Source organism: Plantactinospora sonchi (assembly GCF_036422035.1).
Taxonomy (GTDB): Bacteria; Actinomycetota; Actinomycetes; order Mycobacteriales; family Micromonosporaceae; genus Plantactinospora; species Plantactinospora sonchi.
This window is the reverse complement of sequence record NZ_JAZGQK010000001.1, coordinates 15,289-29,302: the sequence shown is the minus strand read 5'-3', so window position 1 is coordinate 29,302 and position 14,014 is coordinate 15,289. Positions and strand designations below refer to the sequence as shown.

Annotated in this window: 14 protein-coding genes; 3 read left to right on the top strand and 11 right to left on the bottom strand. The window is 69.8% G+C overall.

Annotated elements, in window-relative coordinates:
* Positions 1-51: 51 nt before the first annotated feature.
* The 8 genes from V1633_RS00145 to V1633_RS00110 form a co-directional block, all read right to left on the bottom strand.
* Entirely contained in the window at positions 52-453 is a 402-nt protein-coding gene (locus V1633_RS00145) for a metal-sulfur cluster assembly factor (RefSeq protein WP_331212385.1), read from the bottom strand.
* A 14-nt stretch (positions 454-467) separates the two neighbouring features.
* Entirely contained in the window at positions 468-956 is a 489-nt protein-coding gene (sufU, locus tag V1633_RS00140) for a Fe-S cluster assembly sulfur transfer protein SufU (protein WP_331212384.1), read from the bottom strand.
* On the bottom strand, positions 956-2,263 hold the full coding sequence (locus V1633_RS00135; protein ID WP_331212011.1) for a cysteine desulfurase: 1,308 nt from the start codon (positions 2,261-2,263) through the stop codon (positions 956-958). The genes sufU and V1633_RS00135 overlap by 1 nt, the downstream gene beginning before the upstream one ends.
* Before the next feature lie 34 nt (positions 2,264-2,297).
* Positions 2,298-3,071 carry a Fe-S cluster assembly ATPase SufC gene (gene sufC, locus V1633_RS00130; RefSeq protein ID WP_331212010.1) on the bottom strand — a complete coding sequence of 258 codons (774 nt, stop codon included), beginning with the start codon at positions 3,069-3,071 and terminating at the stop codon, positions 2,298-2,300.
* A complete protein-coding gene (locus tag V1633_RS00125; RefSeq protein WP_331212009.1) occupies positions 3,068-3,397 on the bottom strand; it encodes a non-heme iron oxygenase ferredoxin subunit in 330 nt (109 codons plus the stop codon). The genes sufC and V1633_RS00125 overlap by 4 nt, the downstream gene beginning before the upstream one ends.
* Positions 3,397-4,566, bottom strand: a complete 1,170-nt coding sequence (gene sufD, locus V1633_RS00120; protein WP_331212008.1) for a Fe-S cluster assembly protein SufD — start codon at positions 4,564-4,566, stop codon at positions 3,397-3,399. Before sufD ends, V1633_RS00125 begins: the two co-directional genes overlap by 1 nt.
* A 74-nt stretch (positions 4,567-4,640) precedes the next feature.
* Complete coding sequence (sufB, locus tag V1633_RS00115; RefSeq protein WP_331212007.1) at positions 4,641-6,071, bottom strand: Fe-S cluster assembly protein SufB; 1,431 nt, start codon at positions 6,069-6,071, stop codon at positions 4,641-4,643.
* Positions 6,064-6,831, bottom strand: a complete 768-nt coding sequence (locus V1633_RS00110; protein ID WP_407951926.1) for a helix-turn-helix transcriptional regulator — start codon at positions 6,829-6,831, stop codon at positions 6,064-6,066. The genes sufB and V1633_RS00110 overlap by 8 nt, the downstream gene beginning before the upstream one ends.
* A 107-nt stretch (positions 6,832-6,938) precedes the next feature.
* Between V1633_RS00110 and V1633_RS00105 the strand changes: the two genes are divergently transcribed.
* Entirely contained in the window at positions 6,939-7,889 is a 951-nt protein-coding gene (locus tag V1633_RS00105; protein WP_331212006.1) for a COX15/CtaA family protein, read from the top strand.
* Between the two features lie 68 nt (positions 7,890-7,957).
* Here V1633_RS00105 and V1633_RS00100 read toward each other — a convergent pair whose 3' ends face one another.
* The 3 genes from V1633_RS00100 to V1633_RS00090 all read right to left on the bottom strand — a co-directional run bounded on the left by V1633_RS00100 (position 7,958) and on the right by V1633_RS00090 (position 10,347).
* Positions 7,958-8,869, bottom strand: coding sequence for an ATP-grasp domain-containing protein (locus tag V1633_RS00100; RefSeq protein WP_407951943.1), 912 nt, complete (start codon positions 8,867-8,869; stop codon positions 7,958-7,960).
* Positions 8,869-9,204, bottom strand: coding sequence for a hypothetical protein (locus tag V1633_RS00095; protein WP_331212005.1), 336 nt, complete (start codon positions 9,202-9,204; stop codon positions 8,869-8,871). Before V1633_RS00095 ends, V1633_RS00100 begins: the two co-directional genes overlap by 1 nt.
* Before the next feature lie 198 nt (positions 9,205-9,402).
* A complete protein-coding gene (locus V1633_RS00090) occupies positions 9,403-10,347 on the bottom strand; it encodes a heme o synthase (protein WP_407951925.1) in 945 nt (314 codons plus the stop codon).
* A 259-nt stretch (positions 10,348-10,606) separates the two neighbouring features.
* On the opposite strand from V1633_RS00090, the gene tkt reads away from it, so the two are divergent.
* Together tkt and tal are read left to right on the top strand one after the other, a co-directional pair.
* Positions 10,607-12,745, top strand: a complete 2,139-nt coding sequence (tkt, locus tag V1633_RS00085) for a transketolase (RefSeq protein WP_331212004.1) — start codon at positions 10,607-10,609, stop codon at positions 12,743-12,745.
* A 15-nt stretch (positions 12,746-12,760) separates the two neighbouring features.
* Positions 12,761-13,939, top strand: a complete 1,179-nt coding sequence (gene tal / locus V1633_RS00080) for a transaldolase (RefSeq protein WP_331212003.1) — start codon at positions 12,761-12,763, stop codon at positions 13,937-13,939.
* Positions 13,940-14,014: the final 75 nt, after the last annotated feature.

The following is a 14,014-nucleotide window of genomic DNA, read 5'->3' as shown; positions in this document are numbered from 1 at the left end:
AAGGGCCCCTTCCTATACAGAAAACGATAGGAGGGGGCCCTTCCTCACGCCTCAGACGTTGAAACCGAGGGCGCGGAGCTGGTCGCGGCCCTCATCGGTGATCTTGTCCGGGCCCCACGGCGGCAACCACACCCAGTTGATCCGGATGTCGGAGACGAGCCCGCCACCGGGACCGGTGGTCAGGGCTGCCCGCGCCTGGTCCTCGATCACGTCGGTCAGCGGGCAGGCCGCCGAGGTGAGCGTCATGTCCAGCGTCGCGACGTTCTCGTCGTCGACGTGGACCCCGTAGACGAGCCCCAGGTCGACCACGTTGATGCCGAGTTCGGGGTCGACGACGTCCTTCATCGCCTCCTCGATGTCAGCGATCGCCGCCTTGCCGACCGAACCGGTCGCCCCCGCCTGGCCCGTCGCATCCGTGGACGCGGTCGACTCGGTCGCCATCTCCTGCGTCATCTCCTGCTGATCAGTCACGCGGTCTTCACCTCGCTCCGTTCGTTCCCATCGGCACCGCTGGTCTCGACAACCACCCCGGCCCGGGCCGCGGCGTCCTTGAACGCCATCCAGGGCAGCAGGGCACACTTCACCCGGGCCGGGTAACGGGCGACGCCGGCGAACGCCACCGCGTCGCCCAGCACCGCCTCGTCCGGGTCCACCTGGCCCCGACCCGACATCAACTCGACGAACGCGGCATGCACCGTCGAGATCTGACCGGTTTCCCGACCGGTGAGCAGTTCGTGCAGCACGCTCGCCGAGGCCTGGCTGATCGAACAGCCCATGCCGTCGTACGACACGTCCCGCAGCACGTCACCGTCGAGCGTGACCCGGATCGTCACCTCGTCCCCACAGGTCGGGTTGACGTGGTGCGCCTCGGCGGCGTACGGCTCCCGCAGTCCCCGACCGTGCGGGTGCTTGTAGTGGTCCAGGATGATCTCCTGGTACAACTGGTCGACCTGCATCACCCGAACACCTTCCGTACCTGTTCCAGCCCGCGCACCAGAGCGTCGACCTCACCGGTCGTGGTGTACAGGTAGAACGACGCGCGGGTGGTCGCCGGTACGCCGAACCGGACACAGACCGGTCGCGCACAGTGATGACCGACCCGCACCTCGACGCCCTGCGCGTCGAGAATCTGCCCGACGTCGTGCGGGTGGATGCCGTCCAGCGCGAACGAGATCGTGCCACCCCGGCCCACCGGCACCCGGGGACCGAAGATCCGCAGGCCCGGCACGGTCTCCAGGGCGTCCAGGGCGTACGCGGTCAGTTCCTTCTCGTGCCACTGGATGGCCCGCATGCCGATTCCGGAGAGGTAGTCCACCGCCGCACCCAGGGCGACCGCCTCGGCGATCGGCGGGGTGCCGGCCTCGAACCGGGCCGGTGGCGGAGCGTACGTCGAGCCGCTCATCGCCACCGTCTCGATCATCGAACCGCCCCCGAAGACCGGCGGCATCGCGGCCAGCAGTTCGGTACGCCCCCAGAGCACCCCGATCCCGGTCGGCGCACACATCTTGTGCCCGGTGAACGCGATGAAGTCCGCGTCCAGGTCGACCACGTCGATCGGCAGGTGCGGGACCGACTGCGAGCAGTCCAGCATCAGCAGCGCGCCGACCTGGCGGACCCGTTCGGTGATCCGCGCGGTGGCGTTGACCGTGCCGAGGATGTTCGACATGTGCACGAACGAGACCAGCTTGGTCCGTTCGTTGACCAGTTCCTCCAGGTTCGACTCGTCGAGTCGGCCCTGTTCGGTGAGGCCGAACCAGCGCAGCGTGGCGCCGGTCCGCTCGCAGAGCAGCTGCCACGGCACGATGTTCGAGTGGTGCTCCATCTCGGAGATCACGATCTCGTCGCCGGGGCCGAGCCGGAACCTCGGGTCGACGGCGGCGCCGCCGAGCGAGCTGTTCGAGAAGGCGTACGCGACCAGGTTGATCGCCTCGGTGGAGTTCTTGGTGAAGACCACCTCGGCCGGACTCGGCGCGTTGATGAACGCCGCGACCTTCGCCCGGGCCGCCTCGTACGCCTCGGTCGCCTCGGTGCCGACGGTGTGCACCGACCGCGAGACGTTGCCGTTGTGCCGCTCGTAGTGCGCACGCAGCGCATCGAGCACCTGGCGCGGCTTCTGCGAGGTGTTCGCGCTGTCGAGGTAGACCATCGGGTGGCCGTTGACCTCACGTCCCAGGATCGGGAAGTCCGCGCGCACCGCATCCACGTCGTACCGCGGCACGTCGTCGTACTGGGGCATCCCGGGTGGGATCGCGATCGTGGTCATCTCGACAGCGCCCTTCTCCTCAACCGTCCCGTGCTCAGGCCCGGGCCGAACCGGCGCCGGCGACGTACCGCTCGTAGCCCTCGGCCTCGAGCTTCTCGGCCAGCTCCGGACCGCCCTGCTCGACGATCCGCCCGCCGACGAAGACGTGCACGAAGTCGGGCCTGATGTAGCGCAGGATCCGGGTGTAGTGGGTGATCAGCAGCAGGCCGGTACGTCCGGTCTCGCGGACCCGGTTGACCCCCTCGCTGACCACCCGCAGCGCGTCGATGTCGAGGCCGGAGTCGGTCTCGTCGAGGATCGCCACCTTCGGCTTGAGCAGCTCAAGCTGGACGATCTCGTGCCGCTTCTTCTCACCTCCGGAGAAGCCCTCGTTGACGTTGCGCTGGGCGAACGCCGGGTCCATCTGCAGCCGCTCCATCGCGCCGCGCAGCTCGCCGGCCCAGGTACGCAGCTTCGGCGCCTCGCCGTCCACGGCGGTCTTGGCGGTACGCAGGAAGTTGGCCACCGACACACCGGGGACCTCGACCGGGTACTGCATGGCGAGGAAGAGGCCGGCCCGGGCCCGCTCGTCGACGGCCATGGAGAGCACGTCGACGCCGTCCAGGGTCACCGAGCCGCCGGTGATCTCGTACTTCGGGTGGCCGGCGATCGAGTACGCCAGGGTCGACTTGCCCGACCCGTTGGGTCCCATGATCGCGTGGGTCTCCCCCGCCCGCACGGTGAGGTCGACCCCGGCCAGGATCGGCTTGAGCTCGCCCTCGGGCAGCTTGACCGACACCTGCAGGTCACGGATCTCCAGAACGCTCATGGTGCGGTAACTCCATTACTCGGCGTGAGACTCAGGAAGATGTCACCGTCGCGGATCTCGACGGGGTAGACGGGTACGGGTTGGGTCGCGGGCAGCCCGCTGGGTTCACCGGTACGCAGGTCGAAGCGGGACCCGTGCAGCCAGCACTCCAGCGTGCAGCCGTCGACCTCGCCCTCGGAGAGCGCGACCGCGGCGTGCGAGCACTCGTCCCGGACGGCGTAGAAGTTGCCGTCCTCGGCGTGCACCACCGCGACCTCGGTCCCCTCGACCTCCGCGGAGATCACGGAGCCCTTCGGGATGTCCTCGGTGGAGCAGATCCTGATCATCAGGAGCCCGCCTTGCGGAGCCGGGCCTCGATCTGGTCGCCGAGCCGGTCCCGCAGCTCCTCGACCGGGATCTTGTTGAGCAGCTCGGCGAAGAAGCCCCGGACCACCAGCTTGCGTGCCTCGTCCTCCGGGATGCCCCGGGCCATCAGGTAGAAGAGCTGCTCGTCGTCGAAGCGTCCGGTGGCGCTGGCGTGTCCGGCGCCGGCCACCTCGCCGGTCTCGATCTCCAGGTTCGGCACCGAGTCGGCGCGGGCGCCGTCGGTGAGGACCAGGTTCCGGTTGATCTCGTACGTGTCGGTGCCGGTCGCCTCGGCCCGGATCAGCACGTCACCGACCCAGACGGTGTGCGCGCTGGCGCCCTGCAACGCGCCCCGGTAGCCGACGTAGCTGCGGCAGTCCGGCACGCTGTGGTCGACCAACTGCCGGTGCTCCAGGTGCTGCCCGGCGTCGGCGAAGTAGAGGCCGTACAGCTCGGCCTCACCGCCCCGGCCGGTGTACTCCACGCTGGTGTACTGCCGGACCAGGTCCCCGCCGAGGGTGACCTGCACGTGGCTCACCTTGGCGTCCCGGCCCAGCCGGAGCTTCAGGTGCTGCGCCTGCACCGCGTCCGACGCCCAGTCGGCGACCGTGACCAGGGTGAGCTTGGCACCCTCGGCGACGACCACCTCGAGGTTGTCGGCCAGCGTCGGCGAACCCTCCTGCCAGAGGATCAGGGACGCCTCGGCGAACCGGCCCACCCGCAGCTGGGTACGGGCGAAGGACAGCTCCTCGGGGAAGTTGCCGATCAGCCGTACCACGACCGGCTCGGTCACCACCGCCTCCGGCGCCACCTCGACCAGGTTCACCCGGTCGGCGGCACCGTAGGCCAGCGCGCTGATCCGGTCGAACGGGGTCAGCACCCGCTCGGCCTCGGCCGCCGCGGTGACCCGCACGGACAATCCGGCCGGCAGGTCGCCGTGCTCGACGACCAGGCCCCGCGGACCGCCCTCGCGGACGTCCTCCGAGGTGGCGGCGGCCAGGCCGCGCAGCCGCTTCAGCGGGGTGAACCGCCACTCCTCCTCCCGCCCGGTCAGCGCCGGGTAGTCACGGACGTCGTAGGAGCGGAGCGTCTGCGCCTTGGTGGTCACCGGCGCGGCCGGCGTGGCGGGCGCGAATGCTTCGGTAGTCATCTCTTCCTTGGTCTGTCTCGCGAGGTCCGGGGCGGATTCGCCGGCGGCGGAGCCGGCCGGGTGCGGGGCCGGCGTCAGCCGACCGCGCCCTCCATCTGCAGCTCGATCAGCCGGTTGAGTTCCAGCGCGTACTCCATCGGGAGTTCCTTGGCGATCGGCTCGATGAAGCCACGCACGATCATCGCCATCGCCTCGTCCTCGCTCAGGCCCCGGCTCATCAGGTAGAAGAGCTGGTCCTCGCTGACCTTGGAGACGGTCGCCTCGTGCCCCATCGACACGTCGTCCTCACGGATGTCGACGTACGGGTAGGTGTCGGACCGGGAGATGGTGTCGACCAGCAGGGCGTCGCACTTGACGGTGCTCCGGCTGTGGTGCGAGCCCTCCATCACCTGGATCAGGCCCCGGTACGAGGTCCGGCCGCCGCCCCGGGCGATCGACTTGCTCACGATCGTGCTGGAGGTGTGCGGGGCCAGGTGGACCATCTTGGCGCCGGCGTCCTGGTGCTGGCCCTCGCCGGCCATCGCGACCGAGAGCACCTCACCCTTGGCGTGCTCGCCCATCATGTAGACGGCCGGGTACTTCATGGTCACCTTGGAGCCGATGTTGCCGTCGATCCACTCCATGGTCGCGCCCTCGTGGCAGACCGCCCGCTTGGTGACCAGGTTGTAGACGTTGTTCGACCAGTTCTGGATGGTCGTGTAGCGGCAGCGCGCGTTCTTCTTGACGATGATCTCGACGACCGCGCTGTGCAGCGAGTCGGAGGAGTAGATCGGGGCGGTGCAGCCCTCGACGTAGTGCACGTACGCGCCCTCGTCGACGATGATCAGCGTCCGCTCGAACTGGCCCATGTTCTCGGTGTTGATCCGGAAGTAGGCCTGGAGCGGAATCTCCACGTGCACGCCCTTCGGCACGTAGATGAACGAGCCACCGGACCAGACTGAGGTGTTCAGCGCGGCGAACTTGTTGTCGCCGACCGGGATCACCGTGCCGAAGTACTCCTTGAAGATGTCCTCGTGCTCCTTGAGCGCGGTGTCGGTGTCCAGGAAGAGGACACCCTGCTCCTCGAGGTCCTCGCGGATCTTGTGGTAGACCACCTCAGACTCGTACTGGGCGGCGACACCGGCGACCAGCCGCTGCTTCTCGGCCTCCGGGATGCCCAGCTTGTCGTAGGTGTTCTTGATGTCCTCGGGGAGGTCGTCCCAGCTCGCGGCCTGCTTCTCGGTCGAGCGGACGAAGTACTTGATGTTGTCGAAGTCGATCCCGCTGAGGTCGGCACCCCAGGACGGCATCGGCTTGCGCCCGAAGAGCCGCAGTCCCTTGAGCCGCAGGTCGAGCATCCAGGCGGGCTCGTTCTTCTTGGCGGAGATGTCCCGCACCACCGCCTCGTTGAGGCCGCGCTGCGCGGTCGCGCCGGCCGTGTCGGAGTCGGCCCAGCCGTACTCGTAACGGCCCAGGGCGGCGAGCTGCTCCTCCTGCGTCATGGGCTGGACGATCTGCTCAGTCATTATCAGTCCTCACACTGCTGACGGAAGGTTTCGGCTGGGCCGGAATGTGCGTCGTACACACCCCGTCACCGTGGGCGATGGTGGCCAGGCGCTGCACGTGGGTACCGACCAGGCGGGAGATGACCGCCGTCTCGGCCTCGCACAGCTGGGGAAACTCCGCGGCCACGTGGGCCACCGGGCAGTGGTGCTGGCACAGCTGCCCGCCGGAGGCGATCGTGGACGCGTTGGCAGCGTAACCTTCCTCGGTCAGCGCCCCGGCAAGTGCCTCGGCCCTGGCCAGCGGATCGTCGCCGGCGCCCTCCATGGCGGCCCGGCAGCGGGCCTCCAGGGCGGCGACCTGCTCGGCGGCGAACGCGCCGACCGCGTCCGGGCCGAAGTGTCCCGCGATCCAGCGCAACGCGGCGGTGGCCATCCCGTCGTAGGTGTGGGTGCCGCAGCGCCGCCGTCCGGACTCGGTGAGCCGGAAGACCTTGGCGGGGCGTCCCCGACCACGCTGGCCGTGGACGACCTGCTCGCGGGCGATCACGTCGCCGTCGGCGAGCATCGCGTCGAGGTGCCGGCGGATCGCCGCCGGGCTGAGCCCGAGTTCCGCGCCGAGCTGGGCGGCGGTGGCCGCGCCGTGCTCGAGCAGCAGCTGGGTCACCCGGTCGCGGGTGGTCCGACCGTCCTGGCCGGCGGTGGTCCCGACGGTCGCGCCGACGTGGCCGGTGACCGTCTCGGTCACCCGCCTCCGTTCGGAGTACGCCGCCAGGTTTTTCACTACGCCAACGTTACGTATTTCCGCCAAGATCCGCAAACCGGGACTCCGGTGATCCGGGCCACCGGAGGGCAGACGCGGCGTCCGCCATGATCACATTTGCACGTACGATGACCGTCGTGAGCCGATTTGGCGAATTTACCGGCAAACCCACCCTAACTCGACTGGCCCTGGCCTCGGTGGTGGGGAACGTACTCATCGTCGGCACCGGCGGAGCCGTCCGGCTGACCAAATCCGGCCTCGGCTGCCCCACCTGGCCGCGGTGCACCGACGAGTCGTACACCACCACCCCGGAGATGGGCCTGCACGGGGTGATCGAATTCGGCAACCGCCTGCTCACCTTCGTCCTCGCCGCGATCGTGATCGCCGCGGTGGTCGCCGCCTGGCGGCAGCGCCCCCGCCGCCGGTCCCTGGTCTGGCTCGCCGTCGCCGCCGCGTTCGGCATCCCGGCGCAGGCGATCGTCGGTGGGATCACCGTGCTCACCAACCTCAACCCGTGGGTGGTCGGGCTGCACTTCCTCGCCTCGATGGCGGTGATCGCCTTCGCGTACGCCTTCTGGCAGGCCACCCGCGAACCGGACGGTCCGACCCGGCCGACCGTGCCCGGCCCGCTGCGTACGCTCGCCTGGCTCACCGTGGTCGTCGCCGGGGTCGTCCTGGTGGTCGGTACCTGGGTGACCGGCAGCGGCCCGCACTCCGGCGACTCCGGGGCGGCCCGCAACGGTCTCGACCCCGAGTCGATCTCCCAGGTGCACGCCGACACGGTCTTCCTGCTGCTCGGCCTCTCGATCGCGCTCTGGCTCGCCCTGCGCGCGGTGGCCGCCCCGGCCGGCGCGGTCCGGGCCGCCGGACTGCTGCTCCTCGCCGAGCTGGGCCAGGGTCTGATCGGCTTCGTCCAGTACTTCACCGGGCTGCCGGTGGCGCTGGTCGGCGCCCACATGGTCGGCTCCTGCCTGGTCTGGCTGGCCGCGCTGGCGGTGCTCTGGTCGACCCGGGAGCGTCAGCCCCTGGCGGCACCGACCGCCCCCGCCGTGCCCACCCGCTCCCTCGAAGCGGTGTAAGGAAGGGCCCCTTCCTATCGTTTTCGGTTGTAGAAGGGGCCCTTCCTGACAGCGCAGTCGCTGACGGCTCAGCCGAGGCGGGCCAGCACGGCGTCCGCGAGCCGGCCGGCGGCACCGGGCTCGTGGGCCAGGAAGAGCGACGGCTCGGTCAACTCCACCTCGACCAGCACCGGTGCCCCGTCCGGGCCCGGAATGAGGTCCACCCGCGCGTAGAGCGGCCGCCGCGGACCGCCGGGCAGCGCGGCCAGTACCTGTTCCGCGACCGCCAACTCGGCCTCGGAGGGGACGCGCGGGGTGATCTGCTCCGGTCGGAACAACCCTTCGACGCCGTGGTCCGGCCCCTCCAGCATCGGCCCCTTGCGGATCGCGTGACTGAAGGCGGGGCCGTCCGGGCCGGCGAAGAAGAGCAGCGAGGTCTCGCCCGCGGTGTCCACCGCGTCCAGGTACGGCTGCACCATGGTGTGCCGGTGTGCCGCCCGCAGCCGCTCGACGTGCGCGACGGCGAGCCCACGGTGCTCCGGGTCCGCCAGGTCGTACCGGCCGGCGTCGAGACTGCCGGCACCCACGGCGGGCTTGATCACGTACTCGCCGGTCGCGGCCGGGTTCCAACCGGTGTCCGGGGCGATCCACTCCGTCGGCACGGTCGGAACCCCTGCGGCGGCGAGTTCCCGCAGGTAGCGCTTGTCGGTGTTCCACCGGACGAGGTCGGCCGGGTTGGCCAGGCCGGGCACGGTGCCGGCCCAGGCGACGAACTCGGTGTGCCGGGTCGGGTAGTCCCAGGGCGAGCGGAGCACCGCGAGCGGATAGTCGGTCCAGTCCACCGCCGGGTCGTCCCAGACCCTCGGCTCGGCGGTCACCCCCCGCTCGGCGAGCGCCGCCGCCAACAGCCGGTCGTCCGGATCGAGTTCCGGCAGTTCCTTACAGGTAATGAGAGCGACCCGGGGAAGACCCCGGGTCGCGTGGTTGTCGGACAAATTTATCAACGAGCCAGGGTGCGACGAGCCATCGACCGCCAGAGATCGTTACTCGGCCGCATCTGATCCATCAGTTCCCGCTCCCATTCGTTCTCCACCGCAACCCCCGCTGTGATGCAGGCCTGCCGCGCGACGTCGGTGCCGTCGGCGAACTGGTCCGCCCACACGCCGTCCTCCCCCACCAGGACGATGCGGGCCCCCCGCTTGCCGACGTACTCGATGACCGCCTTCGCGCCGCCGTGGCCGGCGGCGAATGCCTTGATGCCGGCCACCAGACCGTTGTGGGTCTGACCAGCGACGGTCTGATCCCCCGTCGGCGTCGTATCGGAACCATCTGCCATAACGCGAAGCCTAAGCAGACCTGGCACGCCGTGCGGGGCACCTACCAATATTTTGTGATGCCAATTACGACGAGGTTTCAAGCATCAACAGGGTGTGTTCGGGCGATTTTTCGGGCTATAACCCGGCAAAACAATCGGTCGATTCACCTTTGAATCCCAGCAAACAGGACGTTCGGGCACGAACCGGGACGATTGGCGCTAGAGCAGCGCGTCCACCGCGACTGCGGCGAACACGATCGTCAGGTACGTGATCGACCAGTGGAACAACCGCATCGGCTTCAGCGGCTCACCCCGGACAGCCCGCTGGTGCAGCCGGTGCGCCTCGGCGATGAACATCCCGCCGGCCACCAGCGCGACCACGCCGTACACCGGGCCCATGCCCAGCGGCCAGACCAGCACCGAGGCCGCCACCGTCAGCCAGGTGTAGACCACGATCTCCAGGTTGACCCGGCGCACCGACGCCACCACCGGCAGCATCGGGATCCCGGCCCGCGCGTAGTCGTCCTTGAACTTGATCGCCAGCGCGTAGAAGTGCGGCAGCTGCCAGAAGAACACCACCGCGAAGAGGCCCCAGGCGCGCGGCGCCAACGACCCGGTCACCGCGGCCCAGCCGATCAGCACCGGCGCCGAACCGCAGACGCCGCCCCAGAAGGTGTTCTGCCAGGTGGTCCGCTTGAGCCAGAGCGTGTAGACCAGGTCGTAGTAGAGGATCGCGCCCAGGGTCAGGCCGGTGGCGAGCCAGTTGGTGAAGACCGCCATCAGGGCGACCGACAGCACGGCGAGCACCAGACCGAAGATCAGCGCGTTGCGCGGCGCCACGGTGTGCGTCGGCAGCGGACGCCGCTTGGTCCGCTTCATCACCTGGTCGATGTCCCGGTCGATGTAGCAGTTCAGCGCGTTCGCCGCACCGGCCGCCAACGAACCGCCGACCAGCACCACCAACACCAGCCACAGCGACGGGATCCCGTCGGCGGCCAGCATCATCGTGGGCACCGTGGAAATCAGCAGCAGTTCCACGATCCGCGGTTTGGTCAGCGCGACGTACGCCCGGATCCGGGCGGTGACGGCACCTCGCCGGGGCGCCTCCCGGTCGGCCACCACATCGGCGGGACCGGTCGCGGGGCGCTCGGTGATCATGCTCACGGATTGCCACCTTCCGGCGTATGCGCAGGGGAGAGCGGTGTGGAACATCGGCCAGGCGGCCGACCACACCGGGCCGGCATACCGACCGACAGCCTACGCGTCGCCGTTTGCGCTGCCCGGGCGACCCTTGTTCGGTGCGGACGATCACATCTGTGGCGAAGCCGCTCACTCGTGCCGTGATCCGGGGCTTGGGTTTCGGAAGTGGTCGCTAGGGTCATCAGTGAGGGTTCCGCCCATCTGCCGAGGAGCACACACGATCGTGGCTGACAATCGACCCGCGAAAACTCCGCTGACCTGGTCCGACCTTGACCAGCGCGCCGTCGACACCGTCCGCGTGCTGGCCATGGACGCCGTAGAGAAGTCCGGCAACGGCCATCCGGGAACCGCGATGAGTCTCGCGCCCGCCGCCTATCTCCTGTTCAACCGGGTCATGCGCCACGACCCGACCGACCCGGACTGGACCGGACGCGACCGCTTCGTACTGTCCGCCGGACACAGCAGCCTCACCCTCTACATCCAGCTCTACCTGAGCGGCTACGGACTCGGACTGGGCGACCTCCAGTCGTTGCGCCAGTGGGGTTCGCTGACCCCGGGCCACCCCGAGCACGGCCACACCCGGGGTGTCGAGACCACCACCGGCCCGCTCGGTCAGGGCCTGGGCAACGCGGTCGGGATGGCGATGGCGGCCCGCCGCGAGCGCGGCCTGCTCGACCCCGACTCGGCCCCCGGCACCTCCCCCTTCGACCACCACATCTGGTGCATCGTCTCGGACGGCGACATCGAGGAGGGGATCAGCCACGAGGCGAGTTCGCTCGCCGGGCACCAGCAGCTCGGCAACCTCACCCTGATCTACGACGACAACGAGATCTCGATCGAGGACGACACCCGGATCGCCAAGAGCGAGGACGTCGCCGCCCGGTACGCCGCGTACGGCTGGCACGTGCAGACCGTCGACTGGCGTGCCGGTGACGCCGACGAGGGCCACTACCACGAGGACGTCGAGGCGCTCTACGACGCGCTGCTGGCCGCCAAGGCGGAGACCGGCCGCCCCTCGTTCATCGCACTGCGCACCATCATCGGCTGGCCCGCCCCGACCAAGCAGAACACCGGCAAGATCCACGGCTCGGCGCTCGGCGCGGACGAGGTGGCCGCCACCAAGAAGCTGCTCGGCTTCAACCCGGCCGAGCACTTCCAGGTCGACGACGAGGTGCTCACGCACGCCCGCCAGGTGCTGGAGCGGGGCCGGGCGGCGCACACCGAGTGGGAGACCGCGTACCAGTCCTGGGCGCAGGCCAACCCGGAGGGCAAGGCGCTGCACGACCGGCTCGCCACCCGTACGCTGCCGGCGGGCTGGGCCGACGCGCTGCCGAGCTGGCCGGCGGACGCCAAGGGGATCGCCACCCGGGCCGCCTCCGGCAAGGTTCTCCAGGCCCTCGCCCCGGTGCTGCCCGAACTCTGGGGCGGCTCGGCCGACCTGGCCGAGAGCAACAACACCACCATGGAGGGCGAGCCGTCCTTCATCCCCGCCGAGTACGCCACCAAGGCGTTCCCCGGCCACGAGTACGGCCGCACCCTGCACTTCGGAATCCGCGAACACGCCATGGGCGCGATCCTCAACGGCATCGCCCTGCACGGCGGGACCCGGCCGTACGGCGGAACCTTCCTGGTCTTCAGCGACTACATGCGGCCCTCGGTACGGCTCGCCGCGCTGATGAAGCTGCCGGTGACCTACGTCTGGACGCACGACTCGATCGGCCTCGGCGAGGACGGGCCGACGCACCAGCCGGTGGAGCACCTCAGCGCGCTGCGGGCCATCCCCGGCCTGGACGTGATCCGGCCCGCCGACGCCAACGAGACCGCGTGGGCCTGGCGGGGGGCCCTGGACCACACCGACCGGCCGGCCGCGCTGGCGTTGAGCCGGCAGCCGCTGCCGACCCTGGACCGCACCGAACTCGCCAGCGCCGACCAGACCCTCAAGGGCGGCTACGTGCTGGCCGAGGCGTCGAACGGGATACCGCAGGTGATCCTCATCGGCACCGGCTCCGAGGTGCAGCTCTGCCTCACCGCGCGGGACCGGCTGGAGGCGGAGGGGACCCCGACCCGGGTCGTGTCGATGCCCTGCCAGGAGTGGTTCCAGGAGCAGGACGCGGCGTACCGCGAGTCGGTGCTGCCCCGCGACGTGAAGGCCCGGGTCAGCGTCGAGGCCGGGATCGCGATGTCCTGGCGTCACCTGATCGGCGACCACGGCGAGGCGGTCAGCCTGGAACACTACGGCGCCTCCGCGCCGCACAGCGTGCTCTTCGAGCAGTTCGGATTCACGCCCGACCGGATCGTGGCGGCCGCGCACGCGTCGCTGACCCGGCTCGGTGACATCACCGGTTCCACCACAGGCAACTGAGGGAAGTGAGACGACATGACGGACCGGTTGGGTGAGCTGACCGCCGCAGGTGTGGCGATCTGGCTCGACGATCTTTCCCGGGTACGGCTGAGCTCCGGCAACCTGGACCAGCTTCGCCGGGAGAAGCACCTGGTCGGGGTGACCACCAACCCGACGATCTTCGCCAAGGCGCTCAGCGACGCCGGCGAGTACAACTGGCAGCTGCGTGACCTCGCCAGCCGCGGCGTGACCGTCGAGGAGGCGGTCCGCATGCTCACCACGTACGACGTCCGGTGGGCCTGCGACGTGATGCGTCCCGCGTACGACGCCAGCGGTGGCGTGGACGGGCGGGTCTCCATCGAGGTGGACCCGCGCCTGGCGTACGAGACCGACAAGACCGTCGCCGAGGCCAAGGCGCTCTGGTGGCTGGTCGACCGGCCGAACCTGTTCATCAAGATCCCGGCGACCGAGGCCGGACTGCCGGCGATCACCGCGACCCTGGCCGAGGGGATCAGCGTCAACGTCACGCTGATCTTCGGTCTGGAGCGCTACTCGCAGGTGATGGAGGCGTTCCTCGCCGGCCTGGAGCAGGCGAAGGCGAACGGACACGACCTGACGAAGATCGCTTCGGTGGCGTCGTTCTTCGTCTCCCGGGTCGACACCGAGGTGGACAAGCGGCTGGAGAAGGCCGGTTCGGCCGAGGCCAAGGGGCTGCGGGGCAAGGCCGCGGTCGCCAACGCCCAACTCGCGTACGAGCGGTACGCCGAAGTGTTCTCCTCGGCCCGCTGGCAGGCCCTGGCCGACGCGGGTGCCCACCCGCAGCGGCCGCTCTGGGCCTCCACCTCGACCAAGAACCCGGACTACCGGGACGTGATCTACGTCGAGGAACTGGTCGCACCCGGCACCGTCAACACCATGCCGGAGCCGGTCATCCACGCCGTCGCCGACCACGGCGAGATCCGCGGCGACACCGTCACCGGCGCCTACGACGAGGCCCGGCAGGTCTTCGCCGGGCTCGCCTCGGCCGGCATCGACTTCGACGACGTGATCGACACCCTCGAGCGTGAGGGCGTGGAGAAGTTCGAGGCGAGTTGGCAGGAGCTGCTCGACGGCGTCCGCAAGTCGCTGGAGGCGGCCGCCGAGGGCGCCGGGCAGCCGAACCGCGCCGCCCAGGACAACGCCTCCGCCGCCGCCCGTGCGGGAGGCAACGCGTGAAGGCACGAATCGCGGGCACGACCGGACCCGGCACGCCGGGTCCGGTCGGCGCCGGACAGAACGAGGTGACGGCGT

Coding starts and splice junctions, on each gene's coding strand:
- V1633_RS00145 (WP_331212385.1), bottom strand. CDS start 453: ATGACGCAGGAGATGGCGACCGAGTCGACCGCGTCCACGGATGCGACG.
- sufU (WP_331212384.1), bottom strand. CDS start 956: ATGCAGGTCGACCAGTTGTACCAGGAGATCATCCTGGACCACTACAAG.
- V1633_RS00135 (WP_331212011.1), bottom strand. CDS start 2,263: ATGACCACGATCGCGATCCCACCCGGGATGCCCCAGTACGACGACGTG.
- sufC (WP_331212010.1), bottom strand. CDS start 3,071: ATGAGCGTTCTGGAGATCCGTGACCTGCAGGTGTCGGTCAAGCTGCCC.
- V1633_RS00125 (WP_331212009.1), bottom strand. CDS start 3,397: ATGATCAGGATCTGCTCCACCGAGGACATCCCGAAGGGCTCCGTGATC.
- sufD (WP_331212008.1), bottom strand. CDS start 4,566: ATGACTACCGAAGCATTCGCGCCCGCCACGCCGGCCGCGCCGGTGACC.
- sufB (WP_331212007.1), bottom strand. CDS start 6,071: ATGACTGAGCAGATCGTCCAGCCCATGACGCAGGAGGAGCAGCTCGCC.
- V1633_RS00105 (WP_331212006.1), top strand. CDS start 6,939: ATGACCGTCGTGAGCCGATTTGGCGAATTTACCGGCAAACCCACCCTA.
- V1633_RS00095 (WP_331212005.1), bottom strand. CDS start 9,204: ATGGCAGATGGTTCCGATACGACGCCGACGGGGGATCAGACCGTCGCT.
- tal (WP_331212003.1), top strand. CDS start 12,761: ATGACGGACCGGTTGGGTGAGCTGACCGCCGCAGGTGTGGCGATCTGG.